Source organism: Pseudomonas sp. LB-090624, from assembly GCF_003205205.1.
Classification (GTDB): Bacteria; Pseudomonadota; Gammaproteobacteria; order Pseudomonadales; family Pseudomonadaceae; genus Aquipseudomonas.
Map to the genome: position 1 here is coordinate 1 of NZ_QJRL01000001.1, position 20,465 is coordinate 20,465.

General features: G+C 62.6%; 20 protein-coding genes. 10 read left to right on the plus strand and 10 right to left on the minus strand.

Features of this window, described 5'->3' with window-relative positions; all coding sequences use genetic code 11:
* Positions 1-715 (minus strand): LysR substrate-binding domain-containing protein (locus DMX11_RS00005; RefSeq protein WP_110742494.1); only part of this gene is annotated, 715 nt, incomplete at its 3' end.
* Positions 716-792: 77 nt separating this feature from the next.
* Here DMX11_RS00005 and DMX11_RS00010 point away from each other — a divergent pair.
* Positions 793-1,557 (plus strand): sulfite exporter TauE/SafE family protein, encoded by a 765-nt coding sequence (locus tag DMX11_RS00010; protein WP_110742495.1) that lies wholly within the window; start codon positions 793-795, stop codon positions 1,555-1,557.
* On the opposite strand, the gene DMX11_RS00015 is transcribed toward DMX11_RS00010, so the two are convergent.
* The gene (locus DMX11_RS00015) at positions 1,547-1,861 is read right to left on the minus strand and encodes a putative quinol monooxygenase (protein ID WP_110742496.1); all 315 of its coding nucleotides are present in this window, start codon (positions 1,859-1,861) and stop codon (positions 1,547-1,549) included. The genes DMX11_RS00010 and DMX11_RS00015 overlap by 11 nt on opposite strands.
* Before the next feature lie 162 nt (positions 1,862-2,023).
* On the opposite strand from DMX11_RS00015, the gene DMX11_RS00020 reads away from it, so the two are divergent.
* The 3 genes from DMX11_RS00020 (at position 2,024) to ggt (ending at position 5,391) form a co-directional block, all read left to right on the plus strand.
* Entirely contained in the window at positions 2,024-2,614 is a 591-nt protein-coding gene (locus DMX11_RS00020; RefSeq protein WP_110742497.1) for an NAD(P)H-dependent oxidoreductase, read from the plus strand.
* Between the two features lie 95 nt (positions 2,615-2,709).
* Positions 2,710-3,606: a LysR family transcriptional regulator gene (locus tag DMX11_RS00025; RefSeq protein ID WP_110742498.1), complete on the plus strand. Its 897-nt coding sequence runs from the start codon at positions 2,710-2,712 to the stop codon at positions 3,604-3,606.
* Positions 3,607-3,723: 117 nt separating this feature from the next.
* Entirely contained in the window at positions 3,724-5,391 is a 1,668-nt protein-coding gene (gene ggt / locus DMX11_RS00030; protein ID WP_110742499.1) for a gamma-glutamyltransferase, read from the plus strand.
* 118 nt (positions 5,392-5,509) lie between these two features.
* Here ggt and DMX11_RS00035 read toward each other — a convergent pair whose 3' ends face one another.
* A complete protein-coding gene (locus DMX11_RS00035; protein WP_110742500.1) occupies positions 5,510-7,429 on the minus strand; it encodes a methyl-accepting chemotaxis protein in 1,920 nt (639 codons plus the stop codon).
* A gap of 271 nt (positions 7,430-7,700) precedes the next feature.
* On the minus strand, positions 7,701-8,594 hold the full coding sequence (locus DMX11_RS00040) for a neutral zinc metallopeptidase (protein WP_110742501.1): 894 nt from the start codon (positions 8,592-8,594) through the stop codon (positions 7,701-7,703).
* Positions 8,595-8,793: 199 nt separating this feature from the next.
* On the opposite strand from DMX11_RS00040, the gene pcaH reads away from it, so the two are divergent.
* Both pcaH and pcaG read left to right on the plus strand, forming a co-directional pair.
* The gene (gene pcaH / locus DMX11_RS00045) at positions 8,794-9,513 is read left to right on the plus strand and encodes a protocatechuate 3,4-dioxygenase subunit beta (RefSeq protein WP_051100860.1); all 720 of its coding nucleotides are present in this window, start codon (positions 8,794-8,796) and stop codon (positions 9,511-9,513) included.
* 10 nt (positions 9,514-9,523) lie between these two features.
* A complete protein-coding gene (pcaG, locus tag DMX11_RS00050; protein ID WP_003251601.1) occupies positions 9,524-10,129 on the plus strand; it encodes a protocatechuate 3,4-dioxygenase subunit alpha in 606 nt (201 codons plus the stop codon).
* A gap of 42 nt (positions 10,130-10,171) precedes the next feature.
* On the opposite strand, the gene trmA is transcribed toward pcaG, so the two are convergent.
* The 3 genes from trmA to DMX11_RS00065 form a co-directional block, all read right to left on the minus strand.
* On the minus strand, positions 10,172-11,257 hold the full coding sequence (gene trmA, locus DMX11_RS00055; RefSeq protein WP_110742502.1) for a tRNA (uridine(54)-C5)-methyltransferase TrmA: 1,086 nt from the start codon (positions 11,255-11,257) through the stop codon (positions 10,172-10,174).
* Positions 11,254-12,549, minus strand: a complete 1,296-nt coding sequence (locus DMX11_RS00060) for an NCS2 family permease (protein ID WP_110742503.1) — start codon at positions 12,547-12,549, stop codon at positions 11,254-11,256. Before DMX11_RS00060 ends, trmA begins: the two co-directional genes overlap by 4 nt.
* Before the next feature lie 198 nt (positions 12,550-12,747).
* Positions 12,748-13,968, minus strand: coding sequence for an MFS transporter (locus DMX11_RS00065; RefSeq protein ID WP_110742504.1), 1,221 nt, complete (start codon positions 13,966-13,968; stop codon positions 12,748-12,750).
* 346 nt (positions 13,969-14,314) lie between these two features.
* On the opposite strand from DMX11_RS00065, the gene DMX11_RS00070 reads away from it, so the two are divergent.
* Genes DMX11_RS00070 through DMX11_RS00080 form a run of 3 tightly spaced genes read left to right on the plus strand, consistent with a single transcriptional unit; the run spans position 14,315 to position 16,927 of the window.
* The gene (locus DMX11_RS00070) at positions 14,315-15,751 is read left to right on the plus strand and encodes a cytochrome ubiquinol oxidase subunit I (RefSeq protein WP_110742505.1); all 1,437 of its coding nucleotides are present in this window, start codon (positions 14,315-14,317) and stop codon (positions 15,749-15,751) included.
* Between the two features lie 3 nt (positions 15,752-15,754).
* Positions 15,755-16,762, plus strand: a complete 1,008-nt coding sequence (gene cydB, locus DMX11_RS00075) for a cytochrome d ubiquinol oxidase subunit II (protein WP_110742506.1) — start codon at positions 15,755-15,757, stop codon at positions 16,760-16,762.
* A gap of 9 nt (positions 16,763-16,771) precedes the next feature.
* Positions 16,772-16,927 (plus strand): DUF2474 domain-containing protein, encoded by a 156-nt coding sequence (locus tag DMX11_RS00080; RefSeq protein WP_060508707.1) that lies wholly within the window; start codon positions 16,772-16,774, stop codon positions 16,925-16,927.
* Between the two features lie 98 nt (positions 16,928-17,025).
* Here the strand turns inward: DMX11_RS00080 and DMX11_RS00085 are convergent, their stop codons facing one another.
* Together DMX11_RS00085 and DMX11_RS00090 are read right to left on the minus strand one after the other, a co-directional pair.
* Entirely contained in the window at positions 17,026-18,150 is a 1,125-nt protein-coding gene (locus DMX11_RS00085; protein ID WP_110742507.1) for a methyltransferase, read from the minus strand.
* Positions 18,151-18,246: 96 nt separating this feature from the next.
* Complete coding sequence (locus DMX11_RS00090; protein ID WP_110742508.1) at positions 18,247-18,954, minus strand: autoinducer binding domain-containing protein; 708 nt, start codon at positions 18,952-18,954, stop codon at positions 18,247-18,249.
* Between the two features lie 214 nt (positions 18,955-19,168).
* Here DMX11_RS00090 and DMX11_RS00095 point away from each other — a divergent pair, with 214 nt between their 5' ends.
* Positions 19,169-19,945 (plus strand): ferredoxin--NADP reductase, encoded by a 777-nt coding sequence (locus DMX11_RS00095; RefSeq protein ID WP_110742509.1) that lies wholly within the window; start codon positions 19,169-19,171, stop codon positions 19,943-19,945.
* A gap of 33 nt (positions 19,946-19,978) precedes the next feature.
* On the opposite strand, the gene mscL is transcribed toward DMX11_RS00095, so the two are convergent.
* On the minus strand, positions 19,979-20,398 hold the full coding sequence (mscL, locus tag DMX11_RS00100) for a large-conductance mechanosensitive channel protein MscL (RefSeq protein WP_110742510.1): 420 nt from the start codon (positions 20,396-20,398) through the stop codon (positions 19,979-19,981).
* Positions 20,399-20,465 lie beyond the last annotated feature (67 nt).

A 20,465-nucleotide genomic window follows, 5' to 3' on the forward strand; every position in this document is an offset into this window, starting at 1 on the left:
CCCCCGCCCCGCCGGCGACCATGCGAAGCACCCCGTCAAACCCCTCTGCCCGCACACGTACCCGCAGGCGTTGGCCCTCGCGCAGGGCCTGTTCTTCCAGATACAACGCCAGTGCACTGCCAGCCCCCAGGCCGACATGGCCATGGCTCAGGCTGTCGATGAAGCTGGGGGCCACCACACTGGCCAGCGGGTGGCCCAGCGGCGTCACCAGCACCAGCGGGTCGTCGCGAAACGGCCGGGTCTGCAGGTGATCACTGGGGGCTGCGGTCGACACGATGCCAAGGTCAGCCATGCCTTGGGTGATCGCTTGCACGATGCGCAAGCTCGGCAGCTCTTGCACATCCACGCTGACCCCGGGGTTGGCCGCCAGGTAGCTGGCCAGCAGTTCGGGCAGGTACTCGGTAAGCGCGGCGGTGTTGCACAGCAGGCGCACCTGGCCCTGCTGCCCTTGCGCGTACTGGCCCAGGTCGAATTGCAGGCGTTCGACTTGCTGCGCTATCAGCCGTGCATGCTGCAACAGGGCCTGGCCGGCCGGCGTCGGCTGGACGCCACGGCGATTACGCTCCAGCAAAGGGATACCCAGCGAAGCTTCCATGGCACGAATGCGCGCACTCGCCGCCGGCAGTGACAGGTGGGTGCGACTGGCACCGGCGGTGATATTGCCGCACTCCAGGGTGTGCTGAAAAAGCTTCAGGTCGATCAGGTCGAAATGCATGTGGCTCTACCTAGGCAAGAGTCTGGGTGAATATAAGGCAGATTTTCATTCCACCCGGCAATCAGCATCATCGGCCCATGAATACCTTGCTCGCTTTCTACCAGAACATAGGCCCAGCACTCACATTGCTGGTGGTACTGACCTTTGTGCTGGCAGGGGCGGTGAAGGGGGTGATTGGCCTCGGTCTGCCGACCATTGCCATGGGCCTGCTGGGCCTGGCTCTGCAACCGGCGCAGGCAGCAGCATTACTGATCGTTCCTTCAACCCTCACCAACCTGTGGCAGCTGGCCAGCGGTGGGCAGCTGCGGGGTTTGCTGGTACGCCTGGGGCCGATGCTGGCGCTGATCTTTGTCGGCACCTTGCTGGGTAGCGCCTGGTTGGGGATCAACAGTGGTCCATGGGCCGTACACGCGCTGGGGGCAGCCTTGCTGGTGTATGCGCTGTATGGGCTGATGGGCTCGGGCTTGCACCTGCAGGTGCGGCATGAGCGCTGGCTGGGACCGCTTTGCGGGCTGATCACCGGCGTGGTCACCGCAGCGACCGGGGTGTTCGTGATGCCGGCTGTGCCCTACCTGCAGAGCCTGGGCCTGAGCCGGGAGCAGTTGATCCAGGCCCTGGGGCTGGCGTTCACCGTCTCGACCCTGGCCTTGGCCGTCGGCCTGGCCGGGCAGGATGCCCTGGGCGGGCAGGCGCTGGGTGCGTCTCTGCTGATGCTGGCGCCAGCCCTGCTCGGCATGCTGGCCGGCCAGTGGCTGCGTCAGCGCATCAGCGCGCTGTTGTTCAAGCGTTGCTTCTTCATTGGCTTGGCCATACTTGGCGGCCATCTGCTGATCAACGGCTAGCGGACGAGGCGCTGAGCATGTCGACACGCTGGATATCGAAATCGCGCTCCAGATAGTCCATGCGCTTTTCGAAGAACGCGGTCATGTGTGGCAACGCCGAGTGCACATCCAGCGCGGCCTGGTCGGCCCACACTTCGAAAAACACAAACAGGCTCGGGTCCTGCTGGTCACGCAGCATGTGGTACTCGATGCAGCCCGGTTCCTGGCGGCTTGGCTCGACGTAAGGGCGGAACAGGGTTTCGAAGGCATCAGCCATTTCCGGGCGGGTCTTGGCTTTGAGGATGAAGGCGAACTGCTCACTCATGGGACGCTACTCATTGATGGAAGGTGAACAGATTCTACGGCAATAATCTGTGCGGTATTCGTGACTTCAGGTCAATTGTATTTTGCTCTACAGAGGCTGTATCGCCCGCCTGCGAGCCTCTAACCTGCCGGCCTGAATTTCTGGAACGGCCCGGAGGCCAGCATGAAAAAGATTCTTCTGCTCAACGGTGGCAAGCAGTTCGCCCATTCCGATGGTCGCCTCAACACAACGTTGCACCAGGCTGCGGTGGCTCACCTGGACCGGGCCGGTTTCGATGTGCGTGAAACGTTCATCGATGGTGGCTACGACGCCCAGCAAGAGGTAGAGAAATTCCTCTGGGCCGATGTGGTGATCTACCAGATGCCCGGCTGGTGGATGGGCGCGCCGTGGACAGTGAAAAAGTACGTCGATGATGTGTTCACCGCTGGCCACGGCAGCCTGTATGCCAACGACGGCCGTACCCGGTCGGACCACACGCAGAAGTACGGCAGCGGTGGTTTGGTGCACGGCAAGCAGTATATGTTGTCGCTGACCTGGAACGCGCCGCAGCAGGCCTTCGATGACCCGAGCGACTTCTTCGAGGGCCGGGGTGTGGACGCGGTGTATTTCCCGTTCCACAAGGCTAACCAGTTCCTTGGCATGACTGGCCTGCCGACTTTCCTGGCGACGGATGTGATGAAGCGCCCGGATGTGCCGGCGGCCTTGGCGGCCTATGAAGCGCATCTGGACAAGGTGTTTGGCAAGGCGCAGTAATGTGTTGCCCGCGAAGAGGCCGGTACAGGCGCCGCTGGACTTGGCCTCGGCAAGCGGCTATCTAATCTTTGCAGACTCCAATCACAGGCCCAGATGTGAAAACCCGCTCCGAAGAACTCCAGGTATTTGTCGCCGTCATCGACTGCGGCTCGATCTCTGCCGCTGCCGAGCAGATGGGCCAGACCCCATCTGCCGTCAGCCGCACCCTGTCCCGCCTGGAGGGCAAGCTAGGTACCACCTTGGTGAACCGCACTACCCGGCGCATGGACCTCACCGAGGAAGGCCGTTTCTTCGTCGAGCGTGCGCGCTTGATTTTGCAGCAGATGGACGACATGGAAGAGCGCCTGTCGATGAACCGCCAGACCGCCACCGGGCGTCTGCGTATCAACGCCGCTGCGCCATTCATGCTGCATGCCATCCTGCCGTGGATCGGCGAGTTCCGCCGCCAGTACCCGGGCATCGAGCTGGAGCTGAACACCGACGACCTGATCATCGACCTGCTGGAACAGAGCACCGATGTGGCAATACGCATTGGTGAACTGGCCGATTCCAGCCTGCACGCACGTAACCTGGGTTGCAGCCCGGTGCAGGTGCTGGCCAGCCCGGCCTATCTGGAACAGCACGGCACGCCACAGCGCGTCGAGGACCTGGCCAACCATTGCCTGCTTGGCTTCAGCCAACCCGAGTCGCTCAACCACTGGCCGCTACGGCATGCCCAGGGCGATCGCTGGAGCATCCGCCCGGCGCTTATCGCCTCCAGCGGGGAGACCTTGCGCCAGCTGGCACTGGCTGGCGAAGGCATCGTCAGCCTGTCGCACTTCATGACCCACGAAGACATCCGGGCCGGGCGCCTGCAGGTGCTGCTGAGCGAGGCCAACAACGGCTACCGCCAGCCGATCCACGCGGTGTACTACCGTAACACCCAGTTGGCGCTGCGCATCCAGTGCTTTCTCGATTTCATCCAGCGCAAGCTTGCGATGTACGCCTGCTGAGTTGCCTGAACGCGACAGATCCTGTCCACAGGCGGCGAAACTTCCTTCGGTTGATTGCACAGTCGCAGCGCTTCGGCCTTACTGACTGCTCAACAAAAACAACACCAAGGAAGTGTCATGCGTATTGTTCCGTTCCAGTACCTGGCTCTCGCAGCCGCGATCCTGAGCTGTTCCTCGGTTTACGCCGCCAATCTGGAGGGCGGCGCGGTGGCTGCACCCGATCAATATGGTGCACAGGTAGCCGCCGATATCCTGAAAAAGGGCGGCAACGCGGTAGATGCTGCAGTGGCCACGGCATTCACCCTGGCGGTGACGTACCCCGAGGCCGGTAATATCGGCGGTGGTGGCTTCATGACCCTCTTCGTTGACGGCAAGCCGTACTTCCTCGACTACCGCGAGGTTGCGCCCAAGGCTGCCACGCGCAACATGTACCTGGACGACAAGGGCGAGGTGATCGAGAACCTTAGCCTGGTCGGTGTACGCGCCGCTGGCGTGCCCGGCACAGTGATGGGCCTGTGGGAGGCGCACAAGAAGTTCGGCAAGCTGCCCTGGGGCGAGCTGCTGACCCCGGCCATCGGCTATGCGAAAAACGGCTTCAAGGTGGCGGAAAAGCAATACCAGTACCGCAACGATGCCCAAGGCATGTTCAAGACCGCGACCAACTTCAACGACTACTTTGGCAACATGAAGGTCGGCGAGTTGTTCAAGCAGCCGGAAATGGCACAGACCCTGGAGCGTATCGCCGACAGGGGCGTAAGCGAGTTCTACCAGGGCAAGACCGCCGACTTGCTGGTGGCCCAGATGCAGGCCGACAAGGGCCTGATCACCAAGGAAGACCTGAAGGACTACAAGGCCGTATGGCGTGAGCCCATGGCCGTGAGCTGGCGTGGCAACGTGGTCTACACCGCGCCACCGCCAAGCTCCGGCGGTGTTGCCCTGGCCCAGCTGCTGGGCATCAAGGAAGACCGCGCTGCGGACTTCAAGGGGGTGGCGCACAATTCGGCGCAGTACATTCATTTGCTGGCCGAGATCGAGAAGCGGGTGTTCGCCGACCGGGCGGATTACCTCGGCGACCCGGCTTTCACAAAAGTGCCTGTGGACAAGCTGGTGGCCAAGGATTATCTGGCCAAGCGCGCTGCGCAGGTCAACCCGAAGGCCATTTCCGACACCGACAAGGTCAAGCCGGGCCTGGAGCCGCACCAGACTACGCATTTCTCGATCGTCGACAAACAGGGCAACGCGGTCAGCAACACGTACACCCTCAACCTCGACTACGGCAGTGGCGTGGTGGTGAAGGGGGCGGGCTTCCTGCTGAACGACGAGATGGATGACTTCAGCGCCAAGCCGGGGGCGGCGAATGCCTTTGGTGTGGTCGGTGGCGATGCCAACGCCATCGAACCGGGCAAGCGCATGCTGTCGTCCATGAGCCCCAGCCTGATGACCCGTGACGGCAAGGTCGAGCTGGTGATCGGCACCCCGGGCGGGTCGCGGATCTTCACCTCGATCTTCCAGGTGATGAATAACCTGTATGACTACGGCATGCCGCTGGACAAGGCCGTGGCGGCGCAGCGCGTGCATCACCAGTTGCTGCCCAAGGACACCATCTACTTTGACAGCTATGCCCCGCTGACCGGGCCGGTGGCTGATGAGTTGAAGACGATGGGCTACGTGCTGGAAGACCAGGGTTGGGAGATGGGCGATATCCAGGCGATCCGGGTGGAGGGTGCGAAGCTGGAGACCGCTTCCGATCCACGTGGGCGTGGGGTGGGGATGATCGTCAAGTAATACCTGTCAGCACGCCGGGAGGGCCTTGCCTTCCTGGCGCGACACAAGGGCGCTTCCCCAAAGACCGGCGTACGTGGATCGATGGGGTAGCGGACTTGTGTCGGGACAGCGCCGAAGGTCAGACGCGGAACTGACTGACCAGCATCTGCAACTGCCCACCCAACCGTGCCAGCTCGACACTCGATGCTGCTGTCTCATCGCTGGCCGCTGCGGTCTGCTCCGACACATCCCGCACATTCAGGATGCTGCGGCTGATTTCTTCAGCCACCGCACTCTGCTGCTCCGCCGCCGCAGCAATCTGCTGGTTCATCGACTGGATGCCCGAAACCGTACTGGTGATGTTTTCCAACGAGGCGCCGGCCTTGCGTGCCAACTCGACGCTGCTGTCGGTCAAGGTACGGCTGCCCTGCATGGCGTTCGCCACTTGCTGAGTACCCTGCTGCAGGCTGGCAATCAGCTCTTCGATCTCTTCGGTGGACTTCTGCGTGCGCTGGGCCAGGCCACGCACTTCGTCGGCGACCACGGCAAATCCACGCCCGGCCTCGCCAGCACGTGCCGCCTCGATCGCCGCATTGAGCGCCAGCAGGTTGGTCTGTTCGGCTACCGACTTGATCACGTCCATCACGCTGCCGATTTTCTGGCTTTCCTGCTGCAGCAGGTTCATGGCCTCGGTGGAGCGATGCATGTCCTCGGCCAGGCGTTCGATCTGGCCAATCGCTTCACCCACTACGCGGTCGCCAGCGCGGGCTTCGTCGTCGGCATTGGTGGCGGCATGTGAGGCCTGCTCGGCGTTGCGCGCGACCTCCTGAACGGTGGCCGCCATTTCGTGCATGGCGGTGGCCACCTGGTCGGTCTCAACCTTCTGGCTGTTGGCGCCGGCGCTGGTCTGTTCGGTGACTGCCGACAGCTCTTCGGCGGCGCTGGCGATCTGCGTGACGCCATCACGGATGCCACTGATCAGCTCGCGCAGGGTCGTGCCCATGCGCGCGATGCCCTGTTGCAGCACACCCAGTTCATCGCGGCGGGTGACGCGCAGGTGCTGGGTGAGGTCGCCGCTGGCGATCTTCTCCACCGCCACCAGGGTGTCGTGCAGCGGGCGGGTGATCTGACGGGTAATCAGCACCGCTGCCAGCACGCCGACCAGCAGCGCCAGTAGCGTGGCGATGGCCTGCAGGCTGCGAGCCTGGCTGCTCTCGATGTCGCGGCGCTCCAGCTGGATCTTGTACAGCGCATCGCTGCGCTTGACGATATCGGCACCCTGCACGGTCATTTCGGCGCGTGAGGTGGTGATGTTGGCGACCGCGTCGCGGAACTGGCTCACGGCGTTGCGGTAGGCCAGCACCGCGCTTTCGAACTGTTGCAGGCGAGCTTCTTCGGTAGGCAGCTGGCGCTTGAGGTTGTCGACATCGGCCAGTGCGGCGTCCAGCTGGCGCAGAGCGGCTTGCTCGTTGGCGGCACTGTTGTCGGCAATATAGCCACGCACGTCGATGCGCACCTGCAGCAGTTGCTGGCGGGCCTTGCTGATCAGCTGGTACTGGGCCAGGCGCGTGCTGTCGGCTTCTGGGCGCGCCATTACTTCCTGACTGAGCACGTCCATGGCCTGGTCGGCGCGGGAGGCTGAGCTGTCCATGGCTGTACGTGCGGAGCGGGTAGCGTCGTAGCCTTGGCGCATCTTGTTCAGCGACAACTTGTAGGCGCTGATGGTCTCGCCCAGTTCACCCAGCAGCTTGACGTTTTCCGGGCTCTTGAAGGTGCTGGACAGGTAGGCCTGTTGCTTGCTGAAGGCGTCCAACTTGGCCTGGGTGTTGGCGGCTGCGGCATCGTCGCCGTTGGCGATCATGTACTGCAGGCGCGCGATGCGCAGGTCGGTGAGGTCCTTGTTCAGCTGGCCAATGTCACCCATCCAGTTGCTGCGATCGATCAGGCTGCCGAGGCTGGTCCAGCCGGTCAGAGCCAGCAGGCCGGTAAGGACCAGCACCAGGCCGAAGCCCAGGCCGAGTTTGAGGTTGACGCTGATGTTGGCGAACCAGCTGTTCATGCACGCTCTCCAGAAGTAGTTTTCGCTCGCTTGATCTTCGATCGCCAGGCGTTGTTGTTCTGGGTGCCCGCTGACTCGTGCAGGGGTTATCGGCAATGAATGCGGAAGCTGAAACGCTTTTTCAGCAAAATATGAGCAAGCGCTCTGGCGCGGGCGCTGTGGGAGCGGGTTCACCCGCGAAGCAGGCGACGCGGTAGATGGCACCAGCTTTGCCGGTGTTCGCGGCTACCGCCGTTCCTGAAGCGACCGCGTCAGCCTGTCGGGCCGGGTATCAGAGGTTGCGCGAACTGAAAGTATCGCAGCTGTTCACCTCACCTTGGGCAAACCCGGCCTTGAACCAACGCACCCGCTGCGCCGAGGTGCCATGGGTGAACGAGTCCGGTACCACGCGGCCACGGCCTTGCTGTTGCAGGCGGTCATCGCCAATGGCATTGGCTGCGTTGAGTGCCTCCTCGACATCACCCGGTTCCAGCCAGTTCAGGCGCTTCTGTGCCTGGTAGGCCCATACCCCGGCCAGGCAGTCGGCCTGCAGTTCCTGGCGCACCAGCAACCCGTTGTCACCCTCCATGCGCTGACCGCTGCGGCGGGCGGCATCGACCTTGGCCGAAACACCCAACAAGGTCTGCACATGGTGGCCGATTTCGTGGGCGATCACATAAGCCTGGGCGAAGTCACCAGCTGCCGCGAAGCGGGTTTCCATTTCGCGGAAGAACGACATGTCGAGGTAAACCCGCTGGTCCGCCGGGCAGTAGAACGGTCCCACCGCCGCCGATGCAAAGCCACAGGCTGAATTGACCTGGCCACTGAACAGTACCAGTTTAGGGTCGCGGTATTGCTTGCCGGCTTCAGCGAACAGCGCTTTCCAGGTGTCCTCGGTATCGCCCAGGACCGAGGCAACGAACTCGGCTTGCTGGTCATTTGCCGGTGGCGCCTTGCCGCCCGCCCCACTGGGCGCCGTCTGCTGTTGTTGCTGCTCCATCTGGCCGGTGAGCTGGCCAAGAATCTGCAACGGGTCCTGCCCGGTGAGCCAGCCGATGCCGACAATCAGCAGGATTGCCCCAAGGCCTAGCCCCTTGCCGCCGCCGAAACGCATGCCGCCGCCACCGCCACCTTCGCCTCGGGCATCGACCACATTGTCGCTGCGTCGGCCTTTTCGCCATTCCATGAATGCTCTCCGGAGCGTGAAACAAGTAGACAAGATTAGTCCACGACTGCGCCTGGTGTCAGACCAAGCTGTTAACCCATAACCAAATGGTTATGTTGCAAGCAGCTCAATTCAATATTCATCGCGCGCGACATGCTCGAAACTGCAAGTCCGCCTGCCACGCCCAGGCGTTCTCATAATTCCAAGAGAGGAAACCGGCATGCCCGCCCAGGACAACAGCCGCTTCGTGATCCGTGATCGCAACTGGCACCCTAAAGCCCTTACGCCTGACTACAAGACGTCCATTGCCCGCTCGCCGCGCCAGGCACTGGTCAGCATTCCACAGTCGATCAGTGAAACCACTGGTCCGGACTTTTCCCACCTGGGCTTCGGCGCCCACGACCATGACTTGCTGCTGAACTTCAACAACGGTGGCCTGCCGATCGGTGAGCGCATCATCGTTGCCGGCCGCGTCGTCGACCAGTACGGCAAGCCTGTGCCGAATACCCTGGTAGAGATGTGGCAAGCCAACGCCGGCGGCCGCTATCGCCACAAGAACGACCGCTACCTGGCACCGCTGGACCCGAACTTCGGTGGCGTCGGCCGCTGCTTGACCGACCGTGATGGCTACTACAGCTTCCGCACCATCAAGCCGGGCCCGTACCCATGGCGCAACGGCCCGAACGATTGGCGTCCGGCGCACATCCACTTCGCCATCAGCGGCCCGTCGATTGCCACCAAGCTGATCACCCAGCTGTATTTCGAAGGTGACCCCCTCATCCCGATGTGCCCGATCGTCAAGTCGATCGCCAACCCTGAAGCCGTGCAGCAGTTGATCGCCAAGCTCGACATGAGCAACGCCAACCCGATGGACTGCCTGGCCTACCGCTTCGACATCGTGCTGCGCGGCCAGCGCAAGACCCACTTCGAAAACTGCTGAGGACCCCGCCATGCCAATCGAACTGCTGCCGGAAACCCCTTCGCAGACCGCCGGCCCCTACGTGCACATCGGCCTGGCCCTGGAAGCGGCCGGCAACCCAACCCGCGATCAGGAAATCTGGAACCGCCTGGCCAAGCCGGACGCGCCGGGCGAACATATTCTGCTGCTCGGCCAGGTATACGACGGTAACGGCCACCTGGTGCGCGACTCGTTCCTGGAAGTGTGGCAAGCCGATGCCAATGGCGAGTACCAGGATGCCTACAACCTGGAAAACGCCTTCAACAGCTTTGGCCGCACCGCCACCACCTTCGATGCCGGCGAGTGGACCCTGCACACGGTCAAGCCGGGTGTGGTGAACAACGCTGCTGGCGTGCCGATGGCGCCGCACATCAACATCAGCTTGTTCGCGCGGGGGATCAACATCCACCTGCACACGCGCCTGTATTTCGATGATGAGGCCCAGGCCAATGCCAAGTGCCCGGTGCTCAACCTGATCGAGCAGCCGCAGCGCCGCGAGACGCTGATTGCCAAGCGTTGCGAAGTGGACGGGAAGACGGCGTATCGCTTCGATATCCGTATTCAGGGGGAAGGGGAGACGGTGTTCTTCGACTTCTGAATCAATGCCTGGGGCTGCAACGCAGCCCCAGCGATCCGACGATCAGCGCCGAACCAGCAGCACCCCACTCTCCATATGATGGGTATACGGGAACTGGTCAAACAACGCGCAACGCTCGATGCGGTGGGTATCCTGCAACTGGGCAATGTTCGCCGCCAGTGTTTCGGGGTTGCACGAGATGTACAGGATCCGCTCGAACCGCCGGGTCAGCTCACAGGTATCCGGATCCATCCCGGCCCGCGGTGGGTCGACGAACACGGTACCGAACTGATAGCGCTTCAGGTCGATGCCTTCCAGGCGACGGAACGGTCGCACCTCATTCAGCGCCTGGGTCAGCTCCTCTGCCGACAAACGCACCAGCCGCACGTTATCCACAGCGTTCTCGTCGAGGTTGCTCAGCGCAGCATTGACTGACGTCTTGCTGATCTCGGTCGCCAGCACCTGACGCACGCGAGTGGCCAGTGGCAGGGTGAAGTTGCCGTTGCCGCAATACAGCTCCAGCAGGTCATCCTCACGCTCGCCCATCGCCTCGAAGGCCCAGCTGAGCATCTTCTGGTTCACCGCACCGTTGGGCTGGGTGAATGCGCCTTCCGGCTGGCGATAGCTGAACACACGGCCGGCCACGTCGAGTTTTTCCATCGCATAGTCTCGGCCGATCACCAGGCGCTTGCCCTTGGAGCGGCCAATGATGCTCACGCCCAGGTCCTCGGCCAATTGCCGCGCCGCCACTTCCCAGGCCTCGTCCAGCGGGCGGTGGTAGCACAGGGTGACCATGGCATCGCCAGCCAGGGTGGTAAGGAACTCCACCTGGAACAGGCGGTTGCCCAGCGCTTCGCTAGCCTGCCAGGCCGCCTTCAGGCGTGGCATCAACTCATTGATGCGCTGGCTGGCGATTGGGAAATCTTCGATCAGGATTGCCTTGTGCTTCTCGCCCGGGGCAAACATGGCGTAGTGGCGTTGGCCGTCCTCGCGCCACAGGCGGAACTCGGCACGCAGGCGGTAGTGCTCGCGCGGCGAGTCGAAAACAGCCGGCTCCGGCGCGCCAAACGGCGCCAGCAGCTCGCGCAGCCGGGCCACCTTGGCGTCCAGCTGGGTGGCGTAGGAGGAGGGGTCGAAAGCAGCACTCATGCGTTGAACCAGCCCAGCTTGATGACGAACAGGATGGAAAGGATCACCAGCGCCGGGTTCAGGTCGCGGTGGCGGCCCGAAATCAGCTTGACGGCAGTCCAGGAGATGAAGCCGAAGGCGATGCCGTTGGCGATCGAGTAGGTCAGCGGCATGGCCAGGGCAGTCACTACAACCGGCGCGGCTTCGGTCACGTCGTCCCAGTTTATTTCTGCCAGGCCCGAGGCCATCAGCACTGCGACGAACAGCAGCGCCGGGGCAGTGGCGAAGGCAGGTACGCTACCGGCCAGCGGGGCGAAGAACAGCGCCAGCAGGAACAGCACGGCGACGACGATGGCGGTCAGGCCAGTGCGGCCGCCGGCGCTCACGCCAGCAGCAGACTCGATGTAGCTGGTGGTGGTCGAAGTACCCAGCAGCGAACCGGCCATGGCGGCGGTGCTGTCGGCGATCAGGGCACGGCCCATCTTCGGCATGTGGCCATCCTTGCCCATCAGCCCTGCGCGCTTGGCCACGCCGATCAGGGTGCCGGAGTTGTCGAACAGGTCGACGAACAGGAAGGCGAAGATCACGCTGACCAAGCCCACGTCCAGCGCGCCAGCGATGTCCAGTTGCAGGAAGGTCGGCGCCAGCGATGGTGGCATGGATACGATGCCGCCGAATGGCGTAACGCCCATCACGATCGAAGCGACGGTCACTGCCAGGATGCCGATCAGCACGGCGCCGCGGACCTTCAGCGACTCCAGGCCGACGATCAGGAAGAAGCCCAGGGTAGCGAGGATCGGAGCCGGTTGCTTGAGGTCACCCAAACCTACCAGCGTAGCCGGGTTATCGACGACGATACCCGCGTTATGCAGCGCGATCAGCGCCAGGAAAAGGCCGATACCAGCGGCAATTGCCGAGCGCAGCGGCAGCGGGATGCTGTTCACGATCCATTCGCGAATGCGGAAGATCGACAGCAGGAAGAACATCACCGCCGACAGGAAAACTGCACCCAGCGCCACTTGCCAGGTGTGGCCCATGTGCAGCACCACGGTGTAGGTGAAGAACGCGTTCAGCCCCATGCCCGGCGCCAGGGCGATCGGGTAGTTGGCGATCAGGCCCATGGTGGTGGAGCCGATGGCCGCGGCCAGGCAGGTGGCAACGAAGATCGCCCCCTTGTCCATGCCGGTCTCGCCGAGAATGCTCGGGTTGACGAACAGGATGTAGGCCATGGCCAGGAAGGTAGTGACGCCCGCGAGAATCTCGGTGCGCACGTTGGTGTTGTGTGCTCTTAGTTGAAACAGCCTTTCCAGCATGCCCGCTCCCCAAGGCGCCCCCGGCGCCATGAATATATCGACCCCATCAGCAAAGCACAGACCGTACCGGTTGCCGTGGTTTTGTGTGGGGCGGAAAAAAGCCGCGCATCATACCAGCATGCATGGCGGGGGCCTATGGCCGTTGGGGAATGGGTTATTGCAGCCTGTGCCGGCGATCGCGCCACAACAGGCAACCCATCAGCCGTTATGCAACCGGTCCCGCTTGGCCAGTGTGGGGAACAGTTTTATCCAAACCCCAGTCACCACCAACGTGCCCACCCCACCCATCACTACCGCTGGCACTGTGCCAAACCAGTGCGCCGTCACCCCGGATTCGAACTCACCGAGCTGGTTTGAAGCACCAATGAACAGCCCGTTCACCGCGCTCACGCGCCCGCGCATTTCATCGGGCGTTTCCAGCTGCACGAATGAACTGCGAATGACCATGCTGATCATGTCTGCCGCGCCCAGCACCACCAGCACCGCCAGCGAGAACCAGAACGAGGTCGACAGGCCGAAGGCAATGGTTGCCACACCGAAAATGCCTACGGCGGTGAACATGGTGCGCCCGACGTTGCGCTCGAACGGGAACCGCGCCAGCCACAGTGACATCAGCAACGCGCCCACCGCTGGTGCCGAGCGCAGCAGGCCGAGGCCCATCGGGCCGGTCAGCAGAATGTCCTTGGCGAATACCGGCAGCAACGCCGTGGCGCCGCCCAGCAGCACGGCGAACAGGTCCAGCGAAATGGCGCCGAGGATGTCGGGGCGGCTGCGGATGAAGCGGATGCCCGCCAGCAGCGACTCGATGCTGGCACGCCCGCGCTGGGCGACCTGGCCGCGCGCCTGCAGGCTCAGTGTCAGCACGCAGGCGATGGCGTACAGGGCCACGGTGGGGCCGTATACCCAGATGCTGCCGAAGGCATACAAGAAGCCACCCACCGCTGGCGCGACGATGGTCGCCGACTGCGTGGCCGACGCCGACGCCGCCACTGCCCGGGGGAACAGACTGGGCGGCACCACATTGGGCAACAGTGCCTGGGTCGCGGGCATTTCGAACGAGCGCGTCGCGCCGAGCACGAAGGCCAACGCGAAAATCAGCTCGCGGGTGACGTTGTCGGTGGCGCTGCCCACGGCCAGCGCCAGGGCAATGAGCCCCTGCAGGCTCTGGCACACGGCGGCGACCTTGCGCCGGTCATAGCGGTCGGCGACATGCCCGGTGTGCAGCATGAACAGCACCCGTGGGGCGAATTCGACCAGGCCGACCAGGCCCAGGTCCAGCACGTTGCCGGTCAACTGGTAGAGGTGCCAGCCAATGGCCACGGTGAGCATCTGAAAACCGCTGGCGGTGAACACACGGGCCAGCCAGAAAGCCAGGAAAGGGCGGTGGTGACGCAACAACTGCGGTGCGGAATCGGACATCGGAAACCAGGGGCCTCGGCGCAGTAGAGGAGGGGGCGCAGCGTACCATCTGTTTGTAACAAACGGTTACTGTTTGCCCAAATCAGCAGCTTTCAACGCCGCATGATAGAGGGTGGGGCAACTGGTCACGCGGCAATCAACCGCACGGCCCATCTGGCCATTCGGGACTATGCTTCCTAGCAGTCGTTGATCTGGGTCAATCGTTCCAGAGCTAACGAATTGGCCCTATGGGCCGGAATCCCTGCGATCGAACAGAACAATTCCAATGCGCCGTGCTCGACCAAGTGGGGGCAGTGGGCGACGGGGCCACAAGCCCAGACGCCGGATTATCTGAAGAGGAAGCACCATGTTCGGAATAGAGGCTCTAGAGCTCGCCCGAATGCAGTTTGCCTTTACCGTGTCGTTCCACATCCTGTTCCCGGCCATCACCATTGGTTTGGCCAGCTACCTGGCAGTCCTCGAAGGCCTTTGGCTGCGGACCCACCACCAGGTCTATCGTGACCTCTACCATTTCTGGTCGAAGATCTTCGCCGTCAACTTCGGCATGGGCGTGGTCTCTGGCTTGGTCATGGCGTATCAATTCGGCACCAACTGGAGCCGCTTCTCCGACTTTGCCGGCGCCGTCACCGGCCCATTGCTTACCTACGAAGTCCTCACCGCCTTCTTCCTCGAGGCCGGTTTCCTGGGGGTCATGCTGTTCGGCTGGAACCGCGTCGGCCGTGGCCTGCACTTCTTCTCCACGGTCATGGTGGCACTCGGCACGCTGGTCTCGACGTTCTGGATTCTGGCCTCCAACAGTTGGATGCAAACCCCGCAAGGCCACGAGATCATCGATGGCCGGGTGGTACCGGTGGACTGGCTGGCAGTGGTGTTCAACCCCTCGTTCCCCTACCGCCTGATGCACATGGCTACGGCTGCGTTCGTTTCGACCGCGTTCTTCGTCGGTGCCTCGGCGGCCTGGCACCTGCTGCGTGGGCGGGATAACCCGGCAGTGCGCAAGATGCTGTCGATGGCCATGTGGATGGCGCTGATCGTCGCCCCTATCCAGGCTGTGATCGGGGATTTCCACGGGCTCAATACGCTCAAGCACCAACCGGTGAAAATTGCGGCGATCGAAGGCCACTGGGAAAACGTGCCCGGCGAGCCGACCCCGCTGATCCTGTTCGGCATCCCCGACATGAAGGCCGAGACTACCCGCTTCAAGGTCGAAATTCCGGCGTTGGGCAGCCTGATCCTGACCCACAGCCTGGACAAACAGGTACCAGCAATGAAGGAGTTCCCGCCTGAAGATCGGCCCAACTCGACCATTGTGTTCTGGTCGTTCCGGATCATGGTCGGCCTCGGCTTCCTGATGATCTTCGTGGGCCTGTGGAGCCTGTGGCTGCGCAAGCGCGGCACGCTCTACAGCTCTCGGCCGTTCCTGCATGTGGCGCTGTGGATGGGACCCTCCGGGCTGGTCGCGTTGCTGGCCGGCTGGTTCACCACCGAAATCGGCCGCCAGCCGTGGGTGGTGTACGGCCTGATGCGCACCGCCGACGGTGTGTCCAACCACAGTTACGCCCAGCTCGGTTTTACCCTGGTAGCCTTCGTGGTGGTGTACTTCGCCCTGTTCGGCACTGGCCTTGGTTACATGATGCGCCTGGTGCGCAAAGGCCCGCAGACCGGTGAGGGGGACGAGACCAACCCCGGTGGCCCTGGCACCAAACGCACCCCGGCGCGGCCGCTGTCCGCCGCCGATGATGGCCACGAGGCCAACACCGTCAGCCTGAACAAGGGGAACTGAGCCATGGGTATCGACCTTCCGCTGATCTGGGCCGTGATCATCATCTTCGGCGTCATGATGTACGTGGTGATGGATGGTTTCGACCTGGGGATCGGCATGCTCTTCCCGTTCGTCAAGGGCGAGCATGACCGTGATGTGATGATGAACACCGTCGCCCCGGTGTGGGACGGCAATGAAACCTGGCTGGTACTGGGTGGGGCGGGGCTGTTCGGGGCGTTTCCGATGGCCTACTCGGTGGTGCTCGAAGCGCTTTACCTGCCGTTGATCCTGATGCTCATTGGTCTGATTTTCCGCGGCGTGGCCTTCGAGTTCCGCTTCAAGGCCACCGCCGAGAAGCGGCATATCTGGGACAAGGCGTTCATCTGGGGTTCGCTGGTTGCCACCTTCTTCCAGGGCGTGGCACTGGGCGCCTTCCTGGAGGGGTTCAAGGTGGTCGACCGGCATTTCGCTGGTGGCACGCTCGACTGGCTGACCCCGTTCAGCCTGTTCAGCGGGCTGGGGCTGATCGTGGCCTACACCTTGCTGGGTTGCACCTGGCTGATCATGAAAACCGAAGGGTCGCTGCAGAAAACGATGCACGACATTGCCCGGCCACTGGCGCTGGTGCTGCTGGCAGTGATTGGTATCGTCAGCCTGTGGACGCCCATTGCCTACCCGCAGATCGCCGACCGCTGGTTCAGCATGCCCAACCTGCTGTGGTTCATGCCGGTGCCGCTGCTGGTGCTGGTGACCTTCTATGGGTTGCTCAAGGCGGTGGCGCGCAATGCTCACTACACGCCATTCCTGCTCACCCTGGTGCTGATCTTCCTCGGCTACAGCGGCCTGGGCATCAGCCTGTGGCCGAACATCATTCCGCCGTCGATCTCGATCTGGGACGCCGCAGCGCCACCGCAGAGCCAGGGCTTCATGCTAGTGGGCACGTTGTTCATCCTGCCGTTCATCCTCATGTATACCTTCTGGAGCTACTACGTGTTCCGCGGCAAGGTGACCCACGAAGACGGCTATCACTAGGAGGTCCGGATGATGACTGGCAAGCATGGCTTGGAAGACAAGAAGCCACTGTGGCAGCGGCTGGGTTGGCTAGTGCTGATCTGGGCGATGAGTGTTGCCGCGCTGGGCGTGGCGGCTTGGGTGATGCGCCTGTTCATGGGGGCTGCTGGCCTTACCACCCATTAAGAAAAGCGGAGTCTTTGTGGGAGCGGGCTTGCCGCGCGAACATCGGCGGTGTCCAGTTCGCGGGACAAGCCCGCTCCCACAGCTTGAGCCTATAGCGCCTACTTGCGAGCTTTCAGGATGACGAATTTGGGCGTAGCCGCCACCTGCTCGACCCCGCGGAACAACCGCGCCAGCTTGCTGTGGTAGCCCAGGTGGCGGTTACCCACGATATACAGCGCCCCACCCACCACCAGCGCTTCGCGCGCCTGCTGGAACATGCGCCAGGCAAGAAAATCGCCCACTACCTGCTGCTGGTGGAACGGCGGGTTGCACAGCACCACGTCCAGCGACTGCTTCTCGACCCCGGCCAAGCCATCGGCCGCCTCGAAAACCGCCGGGCGTTCACCCAGTGCAGCTTGCCAGTTTTCCCGCGCCGATTGCACCGCCATGTACGATTCGTCAACCAAGGTATATTCGGCATCGGGGTTCGCCAGCGCGCTTGCAATCGCCAGCACACCGTTGCCACAGCCCAGGTCGGCTACCCGCGCACGGCCAAGGTCGCGTGGCAGGTGCGGCAGGAACGCCCGGGTACCGATATCCAGGCCCTCACGGCAGAACACGTTGGCATGGTTGACCAACTCCAGCGCCGGCGCGTCGAGGCGGTAGCGGCTGGGGTAGGGGGAGCGGGTGGCAGGGCGTTCGGCCACCGTCGCAGTGAGTAAGCGGGCCTTTTTCTGCGCCAGCGAGGCCTGTACCGGGCCGATGTGCTTTTCCATCAGCTCTCCGGCTGCCCGAGGCAGGTGCTTGATCATGGCCCCGGCAATCACCTGCGCACCGGGTGCGAGGTGGCCCTGCAGGCGAATCAGTTGCTCTTCGAGCAGGGCCAGGGTCTTGGGCACACGCACCAGTACGCGGTCGAACGGGCCTTGCCAATGTTCGCTGGCCGTCACGAACGGAACACTGTCGAACGGCAGACCATTGCGCGCCAGGTTCTTTTCCAGCGCCAGGTGCGCCAGATGCGAATCGCCGCTGCTGACCACGTGCACCTTGCCAGCCAGGCTGGCGGCCAAGGCGCCGAAACTGTCGTTGAGCACCAGTACCCGGCAGTTTTCGGCAGGTGCCTGTTCGTGCAACTGCGCAAGCAGGTACTCGTCGGCGGCATCAAAAGCCTGCAGCGGGTCGTTGGCCTGCTCCGGCTGGCGGATCAGGTCGAGTTCGGCGTAGGGGGTGGTCAGCAGGGGCATGGCGTCTGGCTCGGGTATGAAACTGCCCGTTGCGGTTCGCCCCGGGCTTTGCCGGGCGATTCTACAGGGCTTTGCCCAAGGTCGCAGGTTTGAAGGTCAGATCCAGCCACGCAGGGCGGCGATAGCGATGGCGCCGGCCTTGTTGGCGGCGTTGGTCTTGGTGATGACGCTGCGGATATGGAAGTTCACCGTGCTTTGCGACAACGACAATATGCAGGCGACATCGGCAGCGGTCTTACCGGCGGCCGACCATTTCAGCACTTCCAGTTCGCGCTCGCTCATTTTCGGCTGCGGTGGGCACAGCGCGCTCAGGTGGTATTCGCCCAGCACGGAATGCAGGGTGTGGCACAGCCACTGCACGCTGCCGGCTTTGTCGTAAAGTTCGTTGATGCCGATGTTGCCGACGGGGCGGGCCACGCTGATCTGGCTTTCGTTGTGCTGCAGGTCGTGCAGTGACTGTGTCCAGCCATGACGCAGGCCATGCCGGCAAGCCGCTTCCCGATAGTGCGGGGCTTCGCGATACAGGTCGTCAGTCCAGAGTACTGGCATGGTCGAGGTATGGCTGACATTGGCGGCCGGGTCCTGCTTGTAGAACTCGTCGCGCTGGTAACGCTCGATCCATTCATCTGGGTAGTTGCTGTACAGATAGACTCTGGGCGTCTGCGTGGCGATCTGGATGCGAATGTTCAACCCGAGGTAGTCCATGCCCAGATCCTGTGCCAGGTGCACTGCGATGTCGAACAGCTTCCGCGGGCTGCGTTCGCTGACAAACGCATGTAGATGCTCAGGTTTCCAGTGAAGCATCTGAAACACTCCTTGGGGTTACAGGATCCAATCCGTTTGAGTACCCGGGTCATTGTAGGAAAAGACCTACCATGGCGTTGGGATTTTTTTGTTATAGCGGTCATGTTTTTCTGCGACTTCGGCACAATCACCCTCGATGTGGCCCTACAAAGCGATGGTTTTTATCCGGGCCACTTTAAGCGACACTGTGCACACGCCAAACCTGGAGCCCCCTATGACCGCTAGCGCCGAAAAATTCACCCGCCAGACCCTGCTCGATGTTCAGCCACTGACGCCGAACCTCTTCAGCCTGCGGGTTACGCGCGATGCCGGGTTCCGCTTCCGTTCCGGCCAGTTTGCCCGCCTGGGCGTGGCCAAGGCTGATGGCAGTGTGGTGTGGCGCGCCTATTCCATGGTCAGCGCGCCCCATGACGAGCACCTCGACTTCTTCTCCATCGTGGTGCCAGGCGGTGAGTTCACCAGTGAACTGAGCCGGCTGGGTGCGGGCGATACCTTGCTGATCGACCGCCAGGCCTTCGGCTTTCTAACCCTTGACCGGTTTGTCGGTGGACGCGACTTGTGGCTGCTGGCTACCGGTACCGGGATTGCCCCGTTCATGTCGATTTTGCAGGACTTCGAGGCGTGGGAGCGCTTCGACAACATCAAGCTGGTGTATTCGGTGCGTGAAGCCCAGGAACTGGCCTATGTGGAAGAAATCGCCGGGCTTGAGCAGCGCGATTACCTGGCCGAGTTTGCCGGCAAGCTGCAGTTCATTCCGGTGGTGACCCGCGAGCAGCACCCGGGGGCGTTGAACCAGCGCATAACCACCTTGATCGAGAATGGCGAGCTGGAGAAGGCTGCGGGGCTGGAATTTTCGCCCGAGCATTCGCGGGTGATGCTCTGCGGCAACCCAGAAATGATCGACGAGACGCGCAAGGTGTTGAAGGCGCGTGACCTTCAACTGAGCCTGAGCAAGCGACCGGGGCAGGTGGCTGTAGAGAATTACTGGTAAGGCCAGCGGGGCTGCCAGGCAGCCCCGGCATGCTCAAGGCAAGCGGTTCTGGTTCTGCGTCTTGAGCAAGTCGCGAATTTCGGTCAGCAAGGTTTCTTCGGCAGAAGGCACCGGCGGTGCAGTCGGCGCCACGGCCTCTTCACGTTTCAGGCGGTTGATCACCTTCACTCCCATGAAGATGGCAAAGGCCACGATCACGAAGTCGATCACGGTCTGGATGAACTTGCCATACGCCAGCACCACCGCCGGCACGTCACCTTGGGCTGCCTTGAGGGTAACGGCCAGGTCGCTGAAGTCCACGCCCCCGATCAACAGGCCCAGTGGCGGCATGATCACGTCGCCGACGAAGGACGAGACGATCTTGCCGAAGGCCGCGCCGATGATGATACCAACCGCCATGTCGACGACATTGCCTTTGACCGCGAAGGCCTTGAACTCATTGAGCATGCCCATGTTTAGATCCTTGTAACAAAAGGTAAGGTTAACGCAGTGTAAGCCACTAAAACGCTTCATGCGCTGT

What these genes read in the sequence shown, in the direction of transcription:
- DMX11_RS00010 (WP_110742495.1), top strand. Translation starts at nt 793, where the DNA reads ATGAATACCTTGCTCGCTTTCTACCAGAACATAGGCCCAGCACTCACA.
- DMX11_RS00015 (WP_110742496.1), bottom strand. Translation starts at nt 1,861, where the DNA reads ATGAGTGAGCAGTTCGCCTTCATCCTCAAAGCCAAGACCCGCCCGGAA.
- DMX11_RS00020 (WP_110742497.1), top strand. Translation starts at nt 2,024, where the DNA reads ATGAAAAAGATTCTTCTGCTCAACGGTGGCAAGCAGTTCGCCCATTCC.
- ggt (WP_110742499.1), top strand. Translation starts at nt 3,724, where the DNA reads ATGCGTATTGTTCCGTTCCAGTACCTGGCTCTCGCAGCCGCGATCCTG.
- DMX11_RS00035 (WP_110742500.1), bottom strand. Translation starts at nt 7,429, where the DNA reads ATGAACAGCTGGTTCGCCAACATCAGCGTCAACCTCAAACTCGGCCTG.
- DMX11_RS00040 (WP_110742501.1), bottom strand. Translation starts at nt 8,594, where the DNA reads ATGGAATGGCGAAAAGGCCGACGCAGCGACAATGTGGTCGATGCCCGA.
- pcaH (WP_051100860.1), top strand. Translation starts at nt 8,794, where the DNA reads ATGCCCGCCCAGGACAACAGCCGCTTCGTGATCCGTGATCGCAACTGG.
- pcaG (WP_003251601.1), top strand. Translation starts at nt 9,524, where the DNA reads ATGCCAATCGAACTGCTGCCGGAAACCCCTTCGCAGACCGCCGGCCCC.
- trmA (WP_110742502.1), bottom strand. Translation starts at nt 11,257, where the DNA reads ATGAGTGCTGCTTTCGACCCCTCCTCCTACGCCACCCAGCTGGACGCC.
- DMX11_RS00060 (WP_110742503.1), bottom strand. Translation starts at nt 12,549, where the DNA reads ATGCTGGAAAGGCTGTTTCAACTAAGAGCACACAACACCAACGTGCGC.
- DMX11_RS00065 (WP_110742504.1), bottom strand. Translation starts at nt 13,968, where the DNA reads ATGTCCGATTCCGCACCGCAGTTGTTGCGTCACCACCGCCCTTTCCTG.
- DMX11_RS00070 (WP_110742505.1), top strand. Translation starts at nt 14,315, where the DNA reads ATGTTCGGAATAGAGGCTCTAGAGCTCGCCCGAATGCAGTTTGCCTTT.
- cydB (WP_110742506.1), top strand. Translation starts at nt 15,755, where the DNA reads ATGGGTATCGACCTTCCGCTGATCTGGGCCGTGATCATCATCTTCGGC.
- DMX11_RS00080 (WP_060508707.1), top strand. Translation starts at nt 16,772, where the DNA reads ATGATGACTGGCAAGCATGGCTTGGAAGACAAGAAGCCACTGTGGCAG.
- DMX11_RS00085 (WP_110742507.1), bottom strand. Translation starts at nt 18,150, where the DNA reads ATGCCCCTGCTGACCACCCCCTACGCCGAACTCGACCTGATCCGCCAG.
- DMX11_RS00090 (WP_110742508.1), bottom strand. Translation starts at nt 18,954, where the DNA reads ATGCTTCACTGGAAACCTGAGCATCTACATGCGTTTGTCAGCGAACGC.
- DMX11_RS00095 (WP_110742509.1), top strand. Translation starts at nt 19,169, where the DNA reads ATGACCGCTAGCGCCGAAAAATTCACCCGCCAGACCCTGCTCGATGTT.
- mscL (WP_110742510.1), bottom strand. Translation starts at nt 20,398, where the DNA reads ATGGGCATGCTCAATGAGTTCAAGGCCTTCGCGGTCAAAGGCAATGTC.